Here is an 18,066-nt window from a genome sequence, read left to right as displayed (position 1 = left end):
AATTATCCGGCGCCATATTGTCTACCAACGGTTGGCGTCATTCGACGAGGGCATGGCGACGCGCTTCGGCCCCGCTTTTGGCGAGGGTCCCGGGTCTCTTCTTGCATCGCGGTGAATTCACGACATTATGCCGCGCAGTTGCGGGGGGTTATAGTGCGCTTTCCAGTTTCGATATTCATGGTGGCTGTGCTCGCGCAGGCGCCGGTTCGTGCCGAAGACAATCGGATACAGCGGGGTCCGGTGCCCGACTGGGCGGTACCATCCGATCTGATGGCGGTTCCCGATGACGCCGGCGGGATGTTCTTCACGCGGCGTCAGGACGTGCTCATTCATCTCGACGAACAGGGACAGGCGCAATATTTGGGCTATCGCATCCGGATCCTCCATCCGAACGCGTTGCAGATCGGCAATGTCTCGACCGCCTGGAATCCCGCGTCGGGCGCTCCCATGGTGCATCTGGTCAAGGTTCATCGGGGCGACGAGACGATCGACGTTCTCGAAAAGACATCGTTCGAAATCCTCCGCCGCGAGGATCAGCTGGAAGCCGCGAAGCTCGACGGCGTCCTCACCGCGGTGCTTCGCGTGCCCGACCTGCGCGTCGGCGACGAGCTCGAGGTCGGGCTGACGACGCGATCGAGCGACCCCACGCTCGGAAAGAATGATTCGGGGCTTCTCTTTCTAGCGCCCAGCCCGGCGCCCGGCCGCTACCGGCTGGGGCTGAGTTGGGACAAGGGGCTGAAGCCCGCGGTCCGGATGACCTCCGACATGACGGCGATCGGCGTATCGCGCGACGGCGGCATCGACTTCCGGTTCGACAATCCGGCGCTGCTGACGCCGCCGAAGGAGGCGCCGGCACGCTTTCAATGGCAGCGGATCGTCGAATTCACCGACTTCGCCGACTGGGCGACGATTTCGCGGCACTTCGCTCCGCTGTACGCAAAGGCCGCGGCGATCGCCGATGGCTCGCCGCTCGACAAGGAGGCGCAGCGCATTGCCGCCGCGCACGCAAAGCCGCTCGACCGTGTCAACGCCGCGCTGAAACTGGTGCAACAGGATGTGCGTTACATCTATGTCGGGCTGGACAGCGGAAACCTGACCCCTGCCACCGCCGAGGAAAGCTGGCAGCGGCGTTACGGCGACTGCAAGGGCAAGACCGCGCTGCTGCTGGGGTTGCTCGGCAGGCTAGGGATCGATGCCGAGGCTGTCCTCGCCAACAACAGCGGCGCCGACGACGGCCTCGATGAACGCCTGCCCAATCCGGGGATGTTCGACCATGTGCTGGTGCGGGCAAAGATCGACGGTTCCGCCTATTGGCTCGACGGCACGCTCCCGCCGGTCGTTCCGGCCGCCGCCACGCCGGCGATTCCCTATCGCTGGGTCTTGCCGGTGACCGCGAAGGGCAGCGCGCTTCAGAAACTCGAATGGCGGATGGCCAGTAAGCCGAACGAAATCACCCTCTATGACATCGACGCGCGCGCGGGCTTCGACCGGCCGGCGCGGGTGACGAACACCAGCATCGTTCGCGGCATCCCGGGGCTGCAACAGCAGGTCGAGCTGTCCGGATTGACCGCCGATCAGTTGCGCGACGGCATGCGCCAGCAGCTGGTGGGGGGAACGTGGGAGACGGTCGACGACGTCAAATGGCGCTACGACCAAAAGGCCGAAGCGAGCATTCTCACGATCACCGGCACATGGACGGTCGACTGGAAGGATGACGGGGACGGCGACAAGTCGGTCGCGCTTCCCGGCGGCGGATTCAGCCCGCCCGAACGGCGCGCGCGCGCGGCGGACCAGAATCAGGATCTGCCCTATTACAGCGCCCCCGAATTCGACTGCCGCGTCACGACGCTGCGGCTGCCGGCGACGACAAACGCCGCGAACTGGTCTTTCAAATCGGGTTATGACACGCGCATTTTCGGCAAGAATTATTATCGCGCCATCGATGTCCGCGACGGCTCGATCCGGATGGTTCGCGGCTTGCGCGTCGAACAACCCGAAATCGATGCAGTCAGCGCACGACGCGACAATGGCCGGATCGCGGGCTTCGACAACAGCATGGCATGGGTCTTTTACAAGCCCGCCGTCGCCAAGCCGCTGGTGCCCGGCAGCCGGGTCGTACCCGCGACCGACGAGATCGACTGGACCGCCGACACCGTCCCGTGCCTGTCGCCCGCCACGATGCGCTGATCGCGGCGCGGGCGGCGATCAGTCGCGCAGCAGCTCGTTGATCCCGGTCTTCGCGCGCGTTTTCGCATCGACGCGCTTGACGATCACCGCGCAATAGAGCGACGGCCCCGGCGTCCCGTCGGGCAAGGGCTTGCCCGGCAGCGCGCCCGGCACGACGACCGAATAAGCGGGAACTTCACCCATGAAGACCTCGCCGGTCGCGCGATCGACGATCTTGGTCGAGGCGCCGAGGTAGACACCCATCGACAGCACCGCGCCCTCGCGCACGATCACGCCCTCGGCGACCTCGGCGCGCGCGCCGATGAAGGCGCCGTCCTCGATCACCACCGGCCCCGCCTGCAGCGGTTCCAATACGCCGCCGATCCCCGCGCCGCCCGACAGATGGACGTTCGCGCCGATCTGCGCGCAGCTGCCGACGGTGGCCCAGGCGTCGACCATCGACCCCTCGCCGACGCGTGCGCCAATATTGACGAAGCTCGGCAGCAGGACCGCGCCCTTGGCGATATGCGCGCCATGGCGGACGATCGCGCCGGGAACGGCGCGGAAGCCCGCGTCGCGGAAACGATTCTCGCCCCAGCCGGCGAATTTCGACGGCACCTTGTCCCACCAGCGCGCGCCGCCGGGGCCGCCTTCGATGAGTTCCATGTCGTTGAGGCGGAAGGACAGCAGCACCGCCTTCTTCAGCCACTGGTTGACCTGCCAGGTCCCGCCCGCGTCCCGCTCGGCAACGCGATAGCTGCCGTCGTCGAGCCCCGCGAGCGCGGTTTCGACCGCCTCGCGCACCGCCCCGGTCGTCGTCAGCCCCAGCGCGTCGCGGTCATCCCAAGCGGCTTCGATCGTCGATATGAGGTCGGTGGTCATGAAATTCCCCAAGGTAAAGGCAGGTTGTCGAGCCAGTCGGCGATGTCGGCTGCGTGAAAATCGACATGTTCCGGCAGGTGGTCGCGATGACCGCTTTCGCTGCCATTGTCCAGCCAGACGGTCGTCATGCCGAGCGCTTTCGCGGGCGTCAGGTTGCGCGCCATATCCTCGACGAAGACGCTCTTCGCCGGATCGACCCCCAGATGCGATATCATCATCGTATAGGCGGCGGGGTCGGGCTTGGGCGTATAGCGCGTGACGCGGATGTCGCAGATGCCGTCGAACAGGTCGGCGATCCCGCGCGCGGCGAGCACGCGCGCCGCATAATCGGCATCGGCGTTGGTAAAGACCAGCTTGCGCCCGGGCAGGCGCTCGAGCCCGGCGCGCAGCCGCGTATCGACGCCCAGCCGGTCGAGCGCGATATCATGGACGTCGACAAGGAAATCCTCGGGCTGCACGCCGTGATGGCGCATCAGCCCCGCCATCGTCGTGCCATGGTCGTGGAAATATTGCTTCTGCACGCGCCGCGCCTCGACCGCGTCGACATTCAGCAGCCGCATGATGAAGGCGCCCATCCGCTCGTCGATCAGATCGAACAGCTTCGCCGACGGCGCATAGAGCGTGTTGTCGAGATCGAAGATCCAGCTGTCGATATGGTCGAGCGGGGCGGACATGCGGGCCGCATAGGGGTTCACGAAGATGTCGGCAACGAAAGATCCTCCCTGCGGCGGAGCCGTGGGGAGGTGGCAGCGCAAAGCGCTGACGGAGGGGCCGCGACGTTTTCGCCCCTCCACCGTCTTTGGCGGTCCCCCTCGCCACCGCTTCGCGGCAGGGAGGATCGGGAACGTGCAATTAACCGCATGATGCTACCCCTCCTTTCTCCGCTGCGCTAAGAGGCGGATATCAGGGCAAAGGGGAACGGCCATGGCCGACGCGAACCGACGCAGCCGCATCCACCGGATGGCTGGACGGTCTTTGTCCCTTTTGCTCGGCTTCGCGGCGCTGTCGCTGGCGGCTTGCGGCGGGGGTGGCGGCGGCGCCCGTCCCTCCCCGACACCTGCACCTCCGCCCGCTCCCGCCCCGACACCGACGCCCGCGCCAACCCCCACGCCGACCCCGCCGCCCACGGGCAATTTCAATACCGCCGAAACCCGCATGTCCGACGGGGTCAATTTCCACGGCGCGATCACCGCCTATCAGGCGGGCGCGACCGGACAGGGCATATTGGCGGGGGTCATCGACGACGGGATCGACGAGGACAGCCCCGAATTTGCCGGCCGCATCTCGCCCCAGTCGGCCGACCTGGCGGGGACGCGCGGGATCAACGGCGAAGGGACGCACGGGACCAACGTCGCGCAGGTTCTGCTCGGCGGAAAAAATGACGCCGGGACCTTCGGCATCGCGTTCAACGCCAACCTCCTCGTGCTGCGCGCCGACCGGCCGGGCAGCTGCGCGACCGAGGATCCGTCGAACGATGAAAGCGGCTGCCGTTATCCCGAAACCGCGATCGCGGCGGGGCTCGACCGCGCGGTCAGCGCGGGCGCGCGCGTCGTCAATATCTCGCTCGGCGGCCAGGATCCGCCGGGTACGACGCTGCGTGCGGCGGTCGCGCGCGCGACGGCTGCGGGGATCATCGTCATCGTCTCGGCGGGTAATGACGGCGATACGACCGCGAACGGCAATGACCCGAACAACCCCGATCGTTTCGCGCAGGGTTTGCGCGATGCGGGCGGCGGACTCATCATCATCGCCGGATCGGTCAATGAAAATGGCGTCAGCTCGGCGTTCAGCAACCGCGCCGGCGCTTATGCCGCTTCCTATTTATCGGCGCTCGGCGAAGGCGTGTGCTGCGCCTATCAAAATGGCGTGCTCAAGACCGAGGGCAATTTTGTCTTCGTGCTCAACGGGACCAGCTTTGCCGCCCCGCAGGTCGCAGGCGCGGTCGCGCTGATCGCGCAAGCCTTTCCCAACCTGTCGAGCCAGCAAATCGTGCAATTGCTCTATCAATCGGCGCGCGATGCGGGGGCGACGGGCGACGATGCGGTCTATGGGCAGGGCATTCTCGATATCGCGCGCGCTTTCCAGCCGATGGGTGCGACCGCGCTCGCCGGCACGTCGACCGCAGTGGCGCTCGATGCGCCGCTCGGGATACTCGGCGGCCCGATGGGCGATGCCGGCCGCGTCGGTACGATGGGGCTGGTCACCGACAGTTTCGGCCGCGCCTTCAACGTCGATTTCGGCCAGTCGCTCGCGCGGCGACGCCCCGACTTCAAGCTGTCGGGGGCGATCGGGGGGCTTGTCCGCCAGCAAAGTGCGGCGAGCCGGGCGACCGCGCTGTCGCTCGTCACCGCGCCGGGCACGGGCGGCAGCGATGCGCTCGCCGGCCTCTCCTTCCACGACGCGCAGCGTGCGCGCACCATCGCCGCCTCGGTCGTCACGCGCCTCGATGCGCACACGCGCATCGGCTTCGCCGCCGGGCGCGGCACCGGCGGCCTGCTCGCGGGCGAGCGCGGCGACAGCGGCCATGCGATGCTCATCGGCGACGGCGCGCATGAGGGGCTGGGCTTTGCATCGAGCCCCGGTATTGGAACCCTAATCCGACATAATATTACTACTAATCAATACGTTAATATATATGCGGAAAGCGGCTGGGTGTCGGGTTCGCGCTGGCAGGACGACCCCCTGCTCCGCTATCGCTCGGGCCGCGACAGCCGCTACCAGCGCTTCGGCGCCGCGTGGGATGCGCGCTTCGGTCCCGTCCGCGCCGCGCTCGGCGCCAGCTGGCTGCGCGAATCGGACAGCCTCCTCGGCGCGCGCCTCGGCCCCGTTTTCGGCGCGGGCGGCGCGACCAGCCTCGTCGGCGACGCCAGCCTCATCCTCGATATGCGCGATGATTGGCAAATTGCAGCCGCCTGGCGCCAGATGCGGACGCGCGCCGACAGCCGCGGCCTCGTCGCTGACGGCCTGCTCTGGTCGTCGGCCTTCTCGTTCGACATCGCGAAGGCGAATCTGGTGCAGCCGGGTGACCGCGCCGCGCTCCGCTTCGCGCAGCCACTGCGCGTCGCGCGCGGTGGCATCGACCTGACGCTTCCCGTCGCGCATGACTATGCGAGCGGCCGCACCGACTTCAGCCGCCGGACCTATCATCTGGCGCCAACGGGACGCGAACTGGTGGTCGAGGCGAGCTATGCGATGGCGCTGTTCGGCGGCGATCTGGTCGCCAACACATGGTGGCGCCGCGATCCCGGCCACATCGCCGCGATGCCCGACGACCAGGGTGCGGCGGTGCGCTTTACGATGGGCTTCTGATCGGCTTTAACGCTCCCCAAATCCAAAACAGGGGATGCCAGAATGAAGCCGATTCACCTTCTTCCGTTCGCGCTTGTCGGTGCGGCGCTCGCGACGCCGCTCGCCGCGCAGGCGCCGGCGCGCACCGTCATCCACGCCGGCCAATTGCTCGCCGAACCCGGCAAGCCTGCGCGCGGCGCCTCGACGATCGTCGTCGAGGGCGGCCGGATCGTCGCGATCGCCGACGGTTTCCAGCCCGCCGACCCTGGCGCGACGCTGATCGACCTCAAGGACAAATATGTCCTCCCCGGCCTCATCGACAGCCACGTCCATCTGACGAGCGACGCCGGCGGCATCGCGGGCCAGCTCGAAGAGGTCACGCTCAGTCCCGCGGCGCAGGCGTTCAATGCCGAGGCGAACGGGATGAAGACGCTCCGTGCGGGTTTCACTACCGTCCGCAACCTCGGCGACGGCGACGGCGCGACATTGGCGCTGCGTGACGCGATCCTCGACGGCAAGGTGCAGGGCCCGCGCATCGTCGATGCGGGCAACAGCATCTCGGGCAGCGCGGGGCATATGGACGGTTCGCTCGGCTATCGCGACGAGCTCCGCCCCTTCTTCGCGGGCGCGGGCAATACCTGCAACGGCGCCGACGATTGTCGGCGTGCGGTGCGGCTCCAGATCGGCCGCGGGGCCGACGTGATCAAATTCGCCTCGACCGGCGGCGTGAACAGCCGCATCGGCGCGGGCCTCGGCAAGCAGATGTTCGACGACGAGGCGCAAGCGATCGTCGATACCGCGCATCTGTTCGGCAAGAAGGTCGCGGTCCACGCGCACGGCGCCGACGGCATCCGCCTCGCGCTGACCGCGGGCGCCGACTCGATCGAACATGGCACGATCCTCGACGAGGCGACGATCAGCCAATGGGCGAAGTCGAAGACCTATTATGTCCCGACGCTGTCGACGGTGAACGGCTACAAGGAACGGCTCGCGGCGAATGCGAACGCGTACGAACCCGACGTGCTGGCCAAGATCAAATGGCGGATCGAAATCACCGGCAAGAGCCTCCAGCAGCTCGTGCCCAGAGGCGTGCGCATCGCGTTCGGCACCGATGCCGGCGTGTCGAAGCACGGCCGCAACGGCGACGAGTTCGAACTGATGGTCCAGAACGGCATGACCCCGGTCGAAGCCCTAAAGGCCGCGACGGTCAACGCCGCCGACCTGCTCGGCCTGTCGAACGAGATCGGCACGATCGCGCCGGGCAAGAGCGCCGACATCATCGCGGTCGCGAGCGATCCGGTCGCCGACGTGCGCGTGCTCAAGAAGGTCGATTTCGTGATGGCGCGCGGCAGCGTCGTCGACTGATCAGAGCGCGCCGCGCAGCGCCAGCCAGCGGTCGCGCTTCTTGTCGAAGCCGATCGTATGCGCGGCGCTGCTCGACGGCAGGTCGACGAGCGTAATGCCTTCGAGCGGCGGCAGTTGCTTTCGCCCGATTGCCGCGGCCTTGCCGCCGTTGAAGGCGATCATGCAGAGGTCGGGCAGATCGGCGATCAGCGCTGCAAGGTCGTGCGCTTCGGCCTCGCGGATCAGCGCGTCGCTGCTCGTGCGCCGCTCGGCGCTGCGGATCACGTCCCACAGCCCGACCTTTGCCGCGCGCAGCGCCGCCAGCCGGTCGTCATAGGGCATATCGGCAAGCGGCCGCTCCGTAACCGCGCCGAGCAGGCGCCAGAACTGGTTCGTCGGATGCGCATAATATTGCCGTTCGGCGAGCGAACGGACGCCAGGCAGGCTTCCCAATATCAGCAACCGTGTGTCGGGCGCGACGTGCGGGGCAAAGCTGGCGTGGCGGACGGCGGGCATCGCCGACCGATAGCCCGCCCCGACCGGCGCAACAATATTGCCCGCCCCTTGACCGCGGAAGGAATCGGGTCTAGGGGCGCGCTCGACCGAAAAGGGCGGTTTGCTGCCTCTTTCGGTTACAACAGCGCTTGAACATTGCTGGCGCGGATGGAGCCTCCGGGAGATCTTGCAGGTCTGCCGGGGTCTTTTGCTGTTATCAGGTCGGCCGTTTTTCGCCATTTCTGGCGGGTTAGCGGCCGGAGCTTCATCCACCGCAGTACAGTAACCGTTCGCTTTGATGGGCGGACATTTAAAGGTGAAGCATTCATGCCCACGATCAACCAGCTGGTCCGCAAGGGCCGGACTCCCCAGAAGGTGAAGTCCAAGGTCCCGGCGATGGACGCAAACCCGCAAAAGCGCGGCGTTTGCACCCGTGTCTACACGACGACCCCGAAAAAGCCGAACTCGGCGCTCCGCAAGGTTGCGAAGGTCCGCCTGACCAACCAGCGCGAAGTCATCACCTACATCCCCGGCGAAGGCCACAACCTCCAGGAACACAGCGTCGTGCTGATCCGCGGCGGTCGTGTCCGCGATCTTCCCGGTGTGCGTTACCACGTCCTGCGCGGCGTGCTCGATACGCAGGGCGTGAAGGACCGCAAGCAGAGCCGTTCGAAGTACGGCGCGAAGCGTCCGAAGTAAGGACCGCTTTTTCGGCTATCTGATCATCCCTGGCTGCGTATGCGCCGGGATGCTGTTGTAAAAGGAATTACCTATGGCTCGTCGTCGTCGTCCTGAACGCCGCGAAATCCTGCCCGATCCCCGTTTCGGTGATACGGTGCTGTCGAAATTCATGAACAGCGTCATGCTGGACGGGAAGAAGTCCGTCGCCGAAAGCATCGTTTACGGTGCGCTCGAGTCGGTCGAAGCCCGCGCCAAGAAGGAACCGCTCGGCGTGTTCCACGAAGCGCTCGCGAACATCCGCCCGAACATCGAAGTCCGCAGCCGCCGCGTCGGCGGTGCGACCTATCAGGTTCCGGTCGAAGTCCGTCCGGACCGTGCGCAGGCGCTCGCGATCCGCTGGCTGATCACCGCGGCGCGCAACCGCAGCGAAACCACGATGGCGGCGCGCCTGTCGGGCGAACTGCTCGATGCGTCGAACAACCGTGGCAACGCCGTGAAGAAGCGCGAAGACACGCACCGCATGGCGGAAGCGAACCGCGCCTTCTCGCACTACCGCTGGTAACCCGCGCGGACGCCCCTGCATCTCGTGGGGCGCGTCTCGCAATCGTAACAATCGTTCCTATATCGGGGGTGGCCGCAAGGGCCGCCCCCCAAATCCAAGGAAAAGACCATGGCACGCAGCCATCCGCTCGATAAATATCGCAACTTTGGGATCATGGCGCACATCGACGCCGGCAAGACCACGACGACCGAGCGCATCCTTTACTACACCGGCAAGTCCTACAAGATCGGCGAAGTCCATGACGGCGCCGCGACGATGGACTGGATGGAGCAGGAACAGGAACGCGGCATCACGATCACGTCCGCCGCGACGACCTGCCTGTGGAAGGCCGACGAAGGCAAGGGTCCCGAGCATCGTCTGAACATCATCGACACCCCCGGACACGTCGACTTCACGATTGAGGTCGAGCGTTCGCTGCGCGTGCTCGACGGCGCGATCACCGCGTTCGACGGCGTGGCCGGCGTCGAGCCGCAGTCGGAAACCGTGTGGCGCCAGGCGGACAAGTATAAAGTTCCGCGCATGTGCTACATCAACAAGCTCGATCGCACCGGTGCGAACTTCTACTACTGCGTCCAGACGATCATCGATCGCCTCGGTGCGACGCCGGCGGTGCTTTATCTGCCCATCGGCGCCGAAAGCGACTTCATCGGCCTCGTCGACCTCGTCAACGAACGCGCGATCATCTGGAAGGACGAAAGCCTCGGCGCCGAATTCTTCTACGAAGAGATTCCGGCGGACATGAAGGACAAGGCTGCCGAATATCGCGAAAAGCTCGTCGAACTCGCCGTCGAACAGGACGACGATGCGATGGAAGCCTATCTCGAAGGCACGGTGCCTGCCGTTCCCGAACTGAAGGCGCTGATCCGCAAGGGTACGCTGGCGCAAGCGTTCGTGCCCGTGCTGTGCGGCTCGTCGTTCAAGAACAAGGGCGTGCAGGCGCTGCTCGACGCGGTCGTCGACTATCTGCCTTCGCCGCTCGACATTCCTGACGTCCAGGGCATCAACCCGTCGAACGACCAGCCCGACTCGCGCGAGACTTCGGACTCGGCGCCGCTGTCGCTGCTCGCCTTCAAGATCATGAACGATCCGTTCGTCGGCTCGCTCACCTTCGCCCGCATCTATTCGGGTACGCTCAACAAGGGCACCTACCTGAACTCGGTGAAGGACAAGAAGGAAAAGGTTGGCCGCATGCTGCTGATGCACGCGAACAGCCGCGAAGACATCGAAGAAGCCTATGCGGGCGACATCGTCGCGCTCGCCGGCCTCAAGGAAACCACCACCGGGGACACGCTCTGCGCGACCAACGCGCCGATCATCCTCGAGCGGATGGAATTCCCCGAGCCGGTCATCGAGCTGTCGGTGGAACCGAAGACCAAGGCCGACCAGGAACGTATGGGCATCGCGCTCAATCGCCTGGCCGCCGAGGATCCCTCGTTCCGCGTGTCGACCGACCATGAATCGGGCCAGACGATCATCAAGGGCATGGGCGAGCTTCACCTCGACATTCTCGTCGATCGCATGAAGCGCGAGTTCAAGGTCGAAGCGAACGTCGGCGCGCCGCAGGTGGCGTACCGCGAATCGCTCGCGAAGGCTGTCGACGTCGACTATACCCACAAGAAGCAGTCGGGCGGCTCGGGCCAGTTCGGCCGCGTCAAGGTCAGCGTCGCCCCCGGCGAACGCGGCGCGGGCATCACCTTCATCGACGAGATCAAGGGCGGTAACATTCCGCGCGAATATATCCCGTCGGTCGAAAAGGGCATGCGCGAGTCGGCCGAAAACGGTCACATGATCGGCTTCCCGATCATCGACTTCGAAATCAAGCTCACGGACGGCGCGTACCACGACGTCGACTCGTCGGCGCTGGCGTTCGAAATCGCAGGCCGTGCGGCGATGCGCGAAGTGGCGGCGAAGGCCGGCATCAAGCTGCTCGAGCCGGTGATGAAGGTCGAAGTCGTTACCCCTGAGGAGTTCATGGGCGACGTGATCGGCGACCTTAACAGCCGCCGCGGCCAGATCCAGGGCACCGACAGCCGGGGCATCGCCCAGGTCGTCGAGGCGATCGTTCCGCTGGCGAACATGTTCGGCTATGTGAACCAGCTGCGCAGCTTCAGCCAGGGTCGCGCGAGCTACTCGATGCAATTCTCGCATTATGAAGAAGTGCCGACCAACGTCGCCGAAGAAGTGAAGGCCAAGATGGCCTGATGGGTCAAAGCCGCGCGGGCTTGCACCGCGCGGCAAGACCCTCTAAGGGCGGCGCCTGATTCAGCAGGCTCGTCCAGGACTGATCAACGCAAACATTGAACAAGAAGGTTATACCATCATGGCCAAGGCTAAATTTGAGCGGACGAAGCCGCACTGCAACATCGGCACCATCGGTCACGTCGACCATGGCAAGACCTCGCTGACCGCAGCGATCACCAAGGTGCTCGCCGAAAACGTCGCCGGCAACGCCGCCGTCGACTTCGCGAACATCGACAAGGCTCCCGAAGAGCGCGAGCGCGGCATCACCATTTCGACCGCCCACGTCGAATATGAAACCGACGGCCGCCACTATGCGCACGTCGACTGCCCGGGTCACGCCGACTATGTTAAGAACATGATCACCGGTGCCGCCCAGATGGACGGCGCGATCCTCGTCGTGTCGGCCGCTGACGGCCCGATGCCGCAGACCAAGGAGCACATCCTGCTCGCGAAGCAGGTCGGCGTTCCCACGATGGTCGTGTTCCTCAACAAGGTCGACCAGCTCGACGATCCCGAACTGCTCGAACTCGTCGAACTCGAAATCCGCGAAGAACTTTCGAAGCGTGACTTCGACGGCGACAATATTCCGATCATCGCCGGTTCGGCGCTCGCCGCGCTGGAAAGCCGCGACGACAACATCGGCAAGGACGCGATCCTGAAGCTGATGGCGGCTGTCGACGAGTGGATCCCGCAGCCGGAACGTCCGCTCGACAAGCCCTTCCTGATGCCGATCGAAGACGTGTTCTCGATCTCGGGTCGTGGTACGGTTGTCACCGGCCGCGTCGAAACCGGCATCGTCAAGGTTGGTGAAGAAGTCGAAATCGTCGGCATCAAGGACACCAAGAAGACCGTCGTCACCGGCGTCGAAATGTTCCGCAAGCTGCTCGACCAGGGCCAGGCTGGCGACAACATCGGTGCGCTGATCCGTGGCGTTGGCCGTGAAGAAGTCGAGCGTGGCCAGGTTCTGGCGAAGCCCGGCTCGATCACGCCGCACACCGAGTTCACCTCGGAAGTGTACGTCCTGTCGAAGGACGAAGGCGGCCGTCACACGCCGTTCTTCGCGAACTATCGTCCGCAGTTCTACTTCCGCACCACGGACGTCACCGGCGAGGTCATCCTCCCCGAGGGCACCGAAATGGTCATGCCGGGCGACAACGTCCAGCTGTCGGTCAAGCTGATCGCCCCGATCGCGATGGACCCGGGTCTCCGCTTCGCAATTCGCGAAGGTGGCCGTACGGTCGGCGCAGGGGTTGTGGCGACGATCACAAAGTAATATAGGGCCGCGAGCCGCGCGATTCGGACTGATTCGCGCGGCTCGTAGCTTAAAGGTTTTTGATGGCCGATCCGGCTTCCCTGCGGAAGTCGGAGCAGGCCATTTCGGCTCTTTCGCATCGTTAGACGGGATTCGACTGGAACAGTCATGGAAACGCAGAATATTCGCATTCGCCTGAAGGCCTTTGATCACCGCGTGCTCGATCAGGCCACCACCGACATTGCCGACACGGCACGTCGTACGGGCGCACTCATTCGCGGTCCGATCCCGCTTCCGACGCGTATTGAAAAATTCACCGTGAACCGCGGTCCGCATGTCGACAAGAAGTCGCGCGAGCAGTTCGAGGTGCGTACCCACAAGCGGCTGCTCGACATCGTGCAGCCCACCCCGCAGACGGTCGACGCGCTGATGAAGCTCGACCTCGCCGCGGGCGTGAACGTCGAAATCAAGTTGGCCTAAGCCAACGCAGCCCCGGCGAAAGCCGGGGTCTCTATCGGCAGGACACTTCGGTGACTGCATTGTCCGGCGCGATCCGGACCGACGATAGGGTGGATACCGCCGGACCTCTTCTTCGGAAGAAACATGGTCCGGGCTGCGTCCCCCGTCTCGCCGCTTCTCCTACGGGGCGCGGCACCTCAGCCCGGACGGGGCGATGCATCGAAATTCTGGGCTGGGAGGGTTCTCGTTGGGGTTCGCCTTGATGAGGTCCCACACGCCGTGCGGAATGGTCCGCCCGGCCTCTGTTGAGGAGTATGATCATGCGTACTGGCGTGATCGCGAAGAAAATGGGGATGACCCGCCTGTTTCAGGACGACGGCCGCCACGTGCCCGTCACCGTTCTGAGCCTCGAAGGCTGCCAGGTCGTCTCTGTGCGCGATAAAGAACGTGACGGCTATGTAGCCGTTCAACTCGGTGCCGGTTCGGCCAAGGCGAAGAACGTCGCCAAGCCGCAGCGCGGCGCCTATGGCAAGGCCGAAGTCGAGCCCAAGGCGAAGCTCGTCGAATTCCGCGTCGCCGACGACGCGACGCTTGACGTCGGCGCCGAACTGTCGGCCGATCACTTCGTTGCCGGCCAGATCGTCGACATCCAGGGCGTGACCCAGGGCAAGGGCTTTGCCGGTGCGATGAAGCGTTGGGGTTTCGGCGGTATGCGCGCGAGCCACGGTGTTTCGATCAGCCACCGTGCGCATGGTTCGACCGGTAACCGCCAGGATCCGGGCCGCGTCTTCAAGAACAAGAAGATGGCCGGCCACATGGGCGCGCGCAACCGCACCCAGCAGAATCTCGAAATCGTCCGCACCGACGTCGAGCGCGGCCTTCTCTTCGTCAAGGGCTCGGTCCCTGGCTCGAAGGGCGGCTGGCTGCTCGTCCGCGATGCGGTGAAGCTGCCGCGTCACCCGGAGGCCCCCTATCCGGCGGGCGTCAAGAGCGCGGCCAATACCAACGATGCCCCGGTCGACGCGCCGGTCGAAACGCCGGTTGAAGAAACCGTCGTCGACACCGCGGCCACCGACGGCGCACAGGAGTCCTGATCATGAAGGTCAAGGTTCAGACCCTCGACGGCAAGGCCGGCACCGACATCGATCTCAACGACGACGTCTTCGGTGTCGACGCGCGCGCCGACATCCTGCATCGCGTCGTTGCATGGCAGCTCGAAAAGCGCCGTGGTCCGGCTCGTGCCGCCCGCGAACGCAGCGATGTGTCGCGCACCGGCAAGAAGTTCGGTCGCCAGAAGGGCGGCGGTACCGCACGTCACGGCGATCGCAAGGCGCCGATCTTCATCGGCGGTGGTAAGGCGCATGGCCCCCGTGCCCGCACCTTCGGCCACTCGCTGAACAAGAAGATCCGCACCCTCGGCCTGAAGATGGCGCTGAGCGACAAGGCGAAGGGCGGCAAGCTCGTCGTTCTCGACACGCTCGAGCTCAAGGACGCGAAGACCAAGGCGCTCGCCGGCAAGCTCGGCAAGCTCGAACTCGGCAATCGCGCGCTCTTCATCGACGGTGACGCGGTGCACGAAAGCTTCGCAATGGCTTCGGCCAACCTCATCGGTGTCGACGCCCTGCCCGCCATCGGTGCCAACGTCTATGACATCATCCGTGCCGACACGCTGGTCCTGACCCGCGCGGCGGTCGAAAAGCTGGAGGCCCGCTGCAATGGCTAAGGCAAAGACCATCGACGCGCGTCACTATGACGTGATCCTCGCTCCGGTGATCACCGAGAAGTCGACGCTGCTCAGCGAAAATAACGCGGTGGTGTTCAAGGTCGCGAACGACGCGACCAAGCCCGCCATCAAGGCCGCCGTCGAGGCGCTGTTCGATGTCAAGGTGATCGGCGTGAACACGCTCGTCACCAAAGGCAAGACCAAGCGCTGGAAGGGCAAGCCCTACACCCGCAGCGACGTGAAGAAGGCGATCGTTCGCCTGGCCGAAGGCCAGTCGATCGACGTCACCACCGGCGTCTGATTGTAGGAAGAGGCGAAAGAAAATGGCACTTAAGTCCTATAATCCGACCAGCCCCGGTTCGCGCGGCCTGATCCTCGTCGACAAGTCGTCGCTGTGGAAGGGCAAGCCCGTCAAGGCGCTGACCGAAGGCAAGCGCAAGACCGGCGGCCGCAACAACAAGGGTCATGTGACCTCGCGCGGCATCGCTGGCGGCCACAAGCAGAAGTACCGCTTCATCGACTTCAAGCGTCGCAAGTGGGACATGCCGGCTGTCGTCGAGCGTCTGGAATATGACCCGAACCGCACCGCGTTCATCGCGCTCGTCAAGTACGAAGACGGTGAAGTGGCTTACATCCTGGCGCCGCAGCGCCTGGCTGTTGGCGACACCGTCGTTGCGGGCAAGAAGACCGACGTGAAGCCGGGCAATGCGATGGAATTGTCGCAGATGCCCGTCGGCACGATCGTCCACAACATCGAGATGAAGCCGGGCAAGGGCGGCCAGATCGCCCGTTCGGCTGGCACCTATGCACAGGTCGTCGGTCGTGACCGCGGTCTCGTCATCGTGCGTCTCGGTTCGGGCGAGCAGCGTTACATTCGCGGCGAGTGCATGGGCACGGTGGGCGCGGTGTCGAACCCCGACAACCAGAACACCAACCTCGGCAAGGCCGGCCGCAATCGCTGGCTCGGCAAGCGTCCGCTGACGCGCGGTGTCGCAAAGAACCCGGTCGATCACCCGCATGGCGGCGGCGAAGGCCGCACCTCGGGCGGCCGTCACCCGGTTACCCCGTGGGGCAAGCCGACGAAGGGTGCGCGTACGCGCCACAACAAGTCGACCGACAAGATGATCATCCGGTCGCGTCACGCGAAGAAGAAGAGGTAAGCCATGGCTCGCTCGGTCTGGAAGGGTCCGTTCGTGGACCTCCATCTGCTCAAGAAAGCCGAAACGGCCCAGGACGGCGGCAGCTCTGCCCCGATCAAGACCTGGTCGCGCCGGTCCACCATCCTGCCGCAGTTCGTGGGGCTGACCTTCAACGTCTACAACGGCCGCAAGTTCGTGCCGGTGTCGGTCAATGAAGACATGGTCGGCATGAAGCTGGGTGAATTTGCGCCGACGCGCTTCTTCCCCGGCCACGCGGCTGACAAGAAGGGCAAACGCTAATGGGCAAGGAAAAGTCCCCCCGCCGCGTTGCCGATAACGAGGCGCTCTCGGTCGGCACGCAGATTCGCGGTTCGGCGCAGAAGCTGAACCTCGTTGCCGCGCTGATCCGCGGCCGCAAGGTCGAAGACGCGATGAACATCCTCACCTTCTCGAAGAAGGCGATGGCTGTCGACGTGCGCAAGGTTCTCGCCAGCGCCGTCGCCAACGCGGAAAACAACCACAACCTCGACGTTGATGCGCTCGTCATCAAGGAAGCGAGCGTGGGCAAGTCGATCTCGATGAAGCGCTGGCACGCACGCGGCCGCGGCAAGTCGACCCGGATCGTCAAGCCGTTCAGCCGCATCCGCATTGTCGTGCGCGAACAGGAAGAAGAGGCGTAAGATGGGCCAGAAGAGCAATCCGATCGGCCTGCGCCTGCAGGTCAACCGCACCTGGGACAGCCGCTGGTTCGCCGAAGGCCAGGACTATGGCCGCATGCTTGTCGAGGATCTCAAGATCCGCAAGTTCGTGTTCAAGCACCTGCCGCAGGCCGCTATCTCGAAGGTCGTGATCGAGCGTCCGGCAAAGCTGTGCCGCGTGTCGATCTATGCCGCCCGTCCGGGCGTCATCATCGGCAAGAAGGGTGCGGACATCGAAAAGCTGCGTAAGCAGCTCGGCGCGATGACGGGCAGCGACGTGTCGCTGAACATCGTCGAAATCCGCAAGCCCGAAGTCGACGCCAAGCTCGTCGGCCAGGGCATTGCCGACCAGCTCGAGCGCCGCGTCGCGTTCCGCCGTGCCATGAAGCGCGCCGTTCAGTCGGCGATGCGTCTTGGCGCCGAGGGCATCCGCATCAACTGCGCGGGCCGTCTTGGCGGCGCGGAAATCGCGCGTACCGAATGGTACCGCGAAGGCCGCGTGCCGCTGCACACGCTGCGCGCCAATGTCGATTATGCCGAGGCCGAAGCCCACACCGCCTATGGCGTGTGCGGAATCAAGGTCTGGATCTTCAAGGGCGAGATCCTTGGTCACGACCCGATGGCAACCGACCGTCTGATGCTCGATGCGCAGACGACCGGTGTCCGTCCGGCTCGTGAAGATCGCCGCTAAGGACTGCTGACATGCTGCAACCGAAAAAAACCAAGTTCCGCAAGGCCTTCAAGGGCCGCATCCATGGCAATGCCAAGGGCGGTACCAGCCTGAACTTCGGCTCGTACGGGCTGAAGGCGATGGAACCCGAGCGGATCACCGCACGCCAGATCGAAGCGGCTCGCCGTGCGATCAGCCGCGCGATCAAGCGTCAGGGCCGTTTGTGGATCCGCATCTTCCCCGACGTCCCCGTGTCGTCGAAGCCTGCCGAAGTCCGTATGGGTAAGGGCAAGGGTTCGCCGGAATTCTGGGCCGCGCGCGTGAAGCCGGGTCGCATCCTGTTCGAACTCGACGGCGTTCCCGGCCCCGTGGCCGCGCTGGCGTTCGAACGCGCCGCGATGAAGCTGCCGATCAAGACGAAGGTTATCGCCCGCCTCGGCGACACCTCGCACCTGGAGGGTTAAGG

At 65.0% G+C, this 18,066-nt stretch carries 19 protein-coding genes; 16 read left to right on the top strand and 3 right to left on the bottom strand.

Annotated elements, in window-relative coordinates; genetic code table 11:
• Nucleotides 1–177: 177 nt before the first annotated feature.
• Nucleotides 178–2,187, top strand: coding sequence for a DUF3857 domain-containing protein (locus tag VGN62_RS18575; protein WP_414713299.1), 2,010 nt, complete (start codon nt 178–180; stop codon nt 2,185–2,187).
• 18 nt (nt 2,188–2,205) lie between these two features.
• Here the strand turns inward: VGN62_RS18575 and dapD are convergent, their stop codons facing one another.
• Nucleotides 2,206–3,048: a 2,3,4,5-tetrahydropyridine-2,6-dicarboxylate N-succinyltransferase gene (gene dapD / locus VGN62_RS18570; RefSeq protein ID WP_327456646.1), complete on the bottom strand. Its 843-nt coding sequence runs from the start codon at nt 3,046–3,048 to the stop codon at nt 2,206–2,208.
• Entirely contained in the window at nt 3,045–3,722 is a 678-nt protein-coding gene (locus VGN62_RS18565) for a pyrimidine 5'-nucleotidase (RefSeq protein WP_327456644.1), read from the bottom strand. The genes dapD and VGN62_RS18565 overlap by 4 nt, the downstream gene beginning before the upstream one ends.
• Nucleotides 3,723–3,972: 250 nt before the next feature.
• Between VGN62_RS18565 and VGN62_RS18560 the strand changes: the two genes are divergently transcribed.
• Together VGN62_RS18560 and VGN62_RS18555 are read left to right on the top strand one after the other, a co-directional pair.
• On the top strand, nt 3,973–6,357 hold the full coding sequence (locus tag VGN62_RS18560) for a S8 family peptidase (protein WP_327456642.1): 2,385 nt from the start codon (nt 3,973–3,975) through the stop codon (nt 6,355–6,357).
• Between the two features lie 42 nt (nt 6,358–6,399).
• Complete coding sequence (locus tag VGN62_RS18555) at nt 6,400–7,701, top strand: metal-dependent hydrolase family protein (protein WP_327456639.1); 1,302 nt, start codon at nt 6,400–6,402, stop codon at nt 7,699–7,701.
• Here the strand turns inward: VGN62_RS18555 and VGN62_RS18550 are convergent, their stop codons facing one another.
• Nucleotides 7,702–8,196 carry a DNA-deoxyinosine glycosylase gene (locus tag VGN62_RS18550; protein WP_327456638.1) on the bottom strand — a complete coding sequence of 165 codons (495 nt, stop codon included), beginning with the start codon at nt 8,194–8,196 and terminating at the stop codon, nt 7,702–7,704.
• A 306-nt stretch (nt 8,197–8,502) separates the two neighbouring features.
• On the opposite strand from VGN62_RS18550, the gene rpsL reads away from it, so the two are divergent.
• From rpsL to rplP, 13 genes are all read left to right on the top strand, one after another.
• Nucleotides 8,503–8,874 (top strand): 30S ribosomal protein S12, encoded by a 372-nt coding sequence (rpsL, locus tag VGN62_RS18545; RefSeq protein ID WP_037515637.1) that lies wholly within the window; start codon nt 8,503–8,505, stop codon nt 8,872–8,874.
• 73 nt (nt 8,875–8,947) lie between these two features.
• Complete coding sequence (rpsG, locus tag VGN62_RS18540) at nt 8,948–9,418, top strand: 30S ribosomal protein S7 (RefSeq protein ID WP_058818022.1); 471 nt, start codon at nt 8,948–8,950, stop codon at nt 9,416–9,418.
• A 108-nt stretch (nt 9,419–9,526) separates the two neighbouring features.
• Nucleotides 9,527–11,620 carry an elongation factor G gene (gene fusA, locus VGN62_RS18535; RefSeq protein WP_327456635.1) on the top strand — a complete coding sequence of 698 codons (2,094 nt, stop codon included), beginning with the start codon at nt 9,527–9,529 and terminating at the stop codon, nt 11,618–11,620.
• A gap of 118 nt (nt 11,621–11,738) precedes the next feature.
• A complete protein-coding gene (gene tuf, locus VGN62_RS18530) occupies nt 11,739–12,932 on the top strand; it encodes an elongation factor Tu (protein ID WP_037556362.1) in 1,194 nt (397 codons plus the stop codon).
• A gap of 147 nt (nt 12,933–13,079) precedes the next feature.
• Nucleotides 13,080–13,391, top strand: coding sequence for a 30S ribosomal protein S10 (gene rpsJ / locus VGN62_RS18525; RefSeq protein ID WP_003042199.1), 312 nt, complete (start codon nt 13,080–13,082; stop codon nt 13,389–13,391).
• A 299-nt stretch (nt 13,392–13,690) separates the two neighbouring features.
• Entirely contained in the window at nt 13,691–14,464 is a 774-nt protein-coding gene (rplC, locus tag VGN62_RS18520; protein WP_327456632.1) for a 50S ribosomal protein L3, read from the top strand.
• Between the two features lie 2 nt (nt 14,465–14,466).
• A complete protein-coding gene (gene rplD, locus VGN62_RS18515) occupies nt 14,467–15,093 on the top strand; it encodes a 50S ribosomal protein L4 (RefSeq protein WP_062186277.1) in 627 nt (208 codons plus the stop codon).
• Complete coding sequence (locus tag VGN62_RS18510) at nt 15,086–15,394, top strand: 50S ribosomal protein L23 (RefSeq protein ID WP_242772916.1); 309 nt, start codon at nt 15,086–15,088, stop codon at nt 15,392–15,394. Before rplD ends, VGN62_RS18510 begins: the two co-directional genes overlap by 8 nt.
• A 22-nt stretch (nt 15,395–15,416) precedes the next feature.
• Complete coding sequence (rplB, locus tag VGN62_RS18505) at nt 15,417–16,253, top strand: 50S ribosomal protein L2 (protein WP_327456622.1); 837 nt, start codon at nt 15,417–15,419, stop codon at nt 16,251–16,253.
• Between the two features lie 3 nt (nt 16,254–16,256).
• Nucleotides 16,257–16,532 (top strand): 30S ribosomal protein S19, encoded by a 276-nt coding sequence (gene rpsS / locus VGN62_RS18500; RefSeq protein WP_037556370.1) that lies wholly within the window; start codon nt 16,257–16,259, stop codon nt 16,530–16,532.
• Nucleotides 16,532–16,912 (top strand): 50S ribosomal protein L22, encoded by a 381-nt coding sequence (gene rplV, locus VGN62_RS18495; protein WP_037515650.1) that lies wholly within the window; start codon nt 16,532–16,534, stop codon nt 16,910–16,912. The genes rpsS and rplV overlap by 1 nt, the downstream gene beginning before the upstream one ends.
• Before the next feature lies 1 nt (nt 16,913).
• Nucleotides 16,914–17,621: a 30S ribosomal protein S3 gene (gene rpsC / locus VGN62_RS18490; RefSeq protein WP_054589691.1), complete on the top strand. Its 708-nt coding sequence runs from the start codon at nt 16,914–16,916 to the stop codon at nt 17,619–17,621.
• Nucleotides 17,622–17,632: 11 nt separating this feature from the next.
• The gene (rplP, locus tag VGN62_RS18485; protein WP_037515653.1) at nt 17,633–18,064 is read left to right on the top strand and encodes a 50S ribosomal protein L16; all 432 of its coding nucleotides are present in this window, start codon (nt 17,633–17,635) and stop codon (nt 18,062–18,064) included.
• Nucleotides 18,065–18,066 lie beyond the last annotated feature (2 nt).

The organism is Sphingopyxis sp. (assembly GCF_035998905.1).
GTDB lineage: Bacteria > Pseudomonadota > Alphaproteobacteria > Sphingomonadales > Sphingomonadaceae > Sphingopyxis.
This window is presented reverse-complemented; position numbering and strand designations above follow the sequence as displayed.

Excerpts from the sequence above, each read along its gene's own strand:
- VGN62_RS18575 (WP_414713299.1), top strand. The coding sequence starts at position 178 with ATGGTGGCTGTGCTCGCGCAGGCGCCGGTTCGTGCCGAAGACAATCGG.
- dapD (WP_327456646.1), bottom strand. The coding sequence starts at position 3,048 with ATGACCACCGACCTCATATCGACGATCGAAGCCGCTTGGGATGACCGC.
- VGN62_RS18565 (WP_327456644.1), bottom strand. The coding sequence starts at position 3,722 with ATGTCCGCCCCGCTCGACCATATCGACAGCTGGATCTTCGATCTCGAC.
- VGN62_RS18560 (WP_327456642.1), top strand. The coding sequence starts at position 3,973 with ATGGCCGACGCGAACCGACGCAGCCGCATCCACCGGATGGCTGGACGG.
- VGN62_RS18555 (WP_327456639.1), top strand. The coding sequence starts at position 6,400 with ATGAAGCCGATTCACCTTCTTCCGTTCGCGCTTGTCGGTGCGGCGCTC.
- VGN62_RS18550 (WP_327456638.1), bottom strand. The coding sequence starts at position 8,196 with ATGCCCGCCGTCCGCCACGCCAGCTTTGCCCCGCACGTCGCGCCCGAC.
- rpsL (WP_037515637.1), top strand. The coding sequence starts at position 8,503 with ATGCCCACGATCAACCAGCTGGTCCGCAAGGGCCGGACTCCCCAGAAG.
- rpsG (WP_058818022.1), top strand. The coding sequence starts at position 8,948 with ATGGCTCGTCGTCGTCGTCCTGAACGCCGCGAAATCCTGCCCGATCCC.
- fusA (WP_327456635.1), top strand. The coding sequence starts at position 9,527 with ATGGCACGCAGCCATCCGCTCGATAAATATCGCAACTTTGGGATCATG.
- tuf (WP_037556362.1), top strand. The coding sequence starts at position 11,739 with ATGGCCAAGGCTAAATTTGAGCGGACGAAGCCGCACTGCAACATCGGC.
- rpsJ (WP_003042199.1), top strand. The coding sequence starts at position 13,080 with ATGGAAACGCAGAATATTCGCATTCGCCTGAAGGCCTTTGATCACCGC.
- rplC (WP_327456632.1), top strand. The coding sequence starts at position 13,691 with ATGCGTACTGGCGTGATCGCGAAGAAAATGGGGATGACCCGCCTGTTT.
- rplD (WP_062186277.1), top strand. The coding sequence starts at position 14,467 with ATGAAGGTCAAGGTTCAGACCCTCGACGGCAAGGCCGGCACCGACATC.
- VGN62_RS18510 (WP_242772916.1), top strand. The coding sequence starts at position 15,086 with ATGGCTAAGGCAAAGACCATCGACGCGCGTCACTATGACGTGATCCTC.
- rplB (WP_327456622.1), top strand. The coding sequence starts at position 15,417 with ATGGCACTTAAGTCCTATAATCCGACCAGCCCCGGTTCGCGCGGCCTG.
- rpsS (WP_037556370.1), top strand. The coding sequence starts at position 16,257 with ATGGCTCGCTCGGTCTGGAAGGGTCCGTTCGTGGACCTCCATCTGCTC.
- rplV (WP_037515650.1), top strand. The coding sequence starts at position 16,532 with ATGGGCAAGGAAAAGTCCCCCCGCCGCGTTGCCGATAACGAGGCGCTC.
- rpsC (WP_054589691.1), top strand. The coding sequence starts at position 16,914 with ATGGGCCAGAAGAGCAATCCGATCGGCCTGCGCCTGCAGGTCAACCGC.
- rplP (WP_037515653.1), top strand. The coding sequence starts at position 17,633 with ATGCTGCAACCGAAAAAAACCAAGTTCCGCAAGGCCTTCAAGGGCCGC.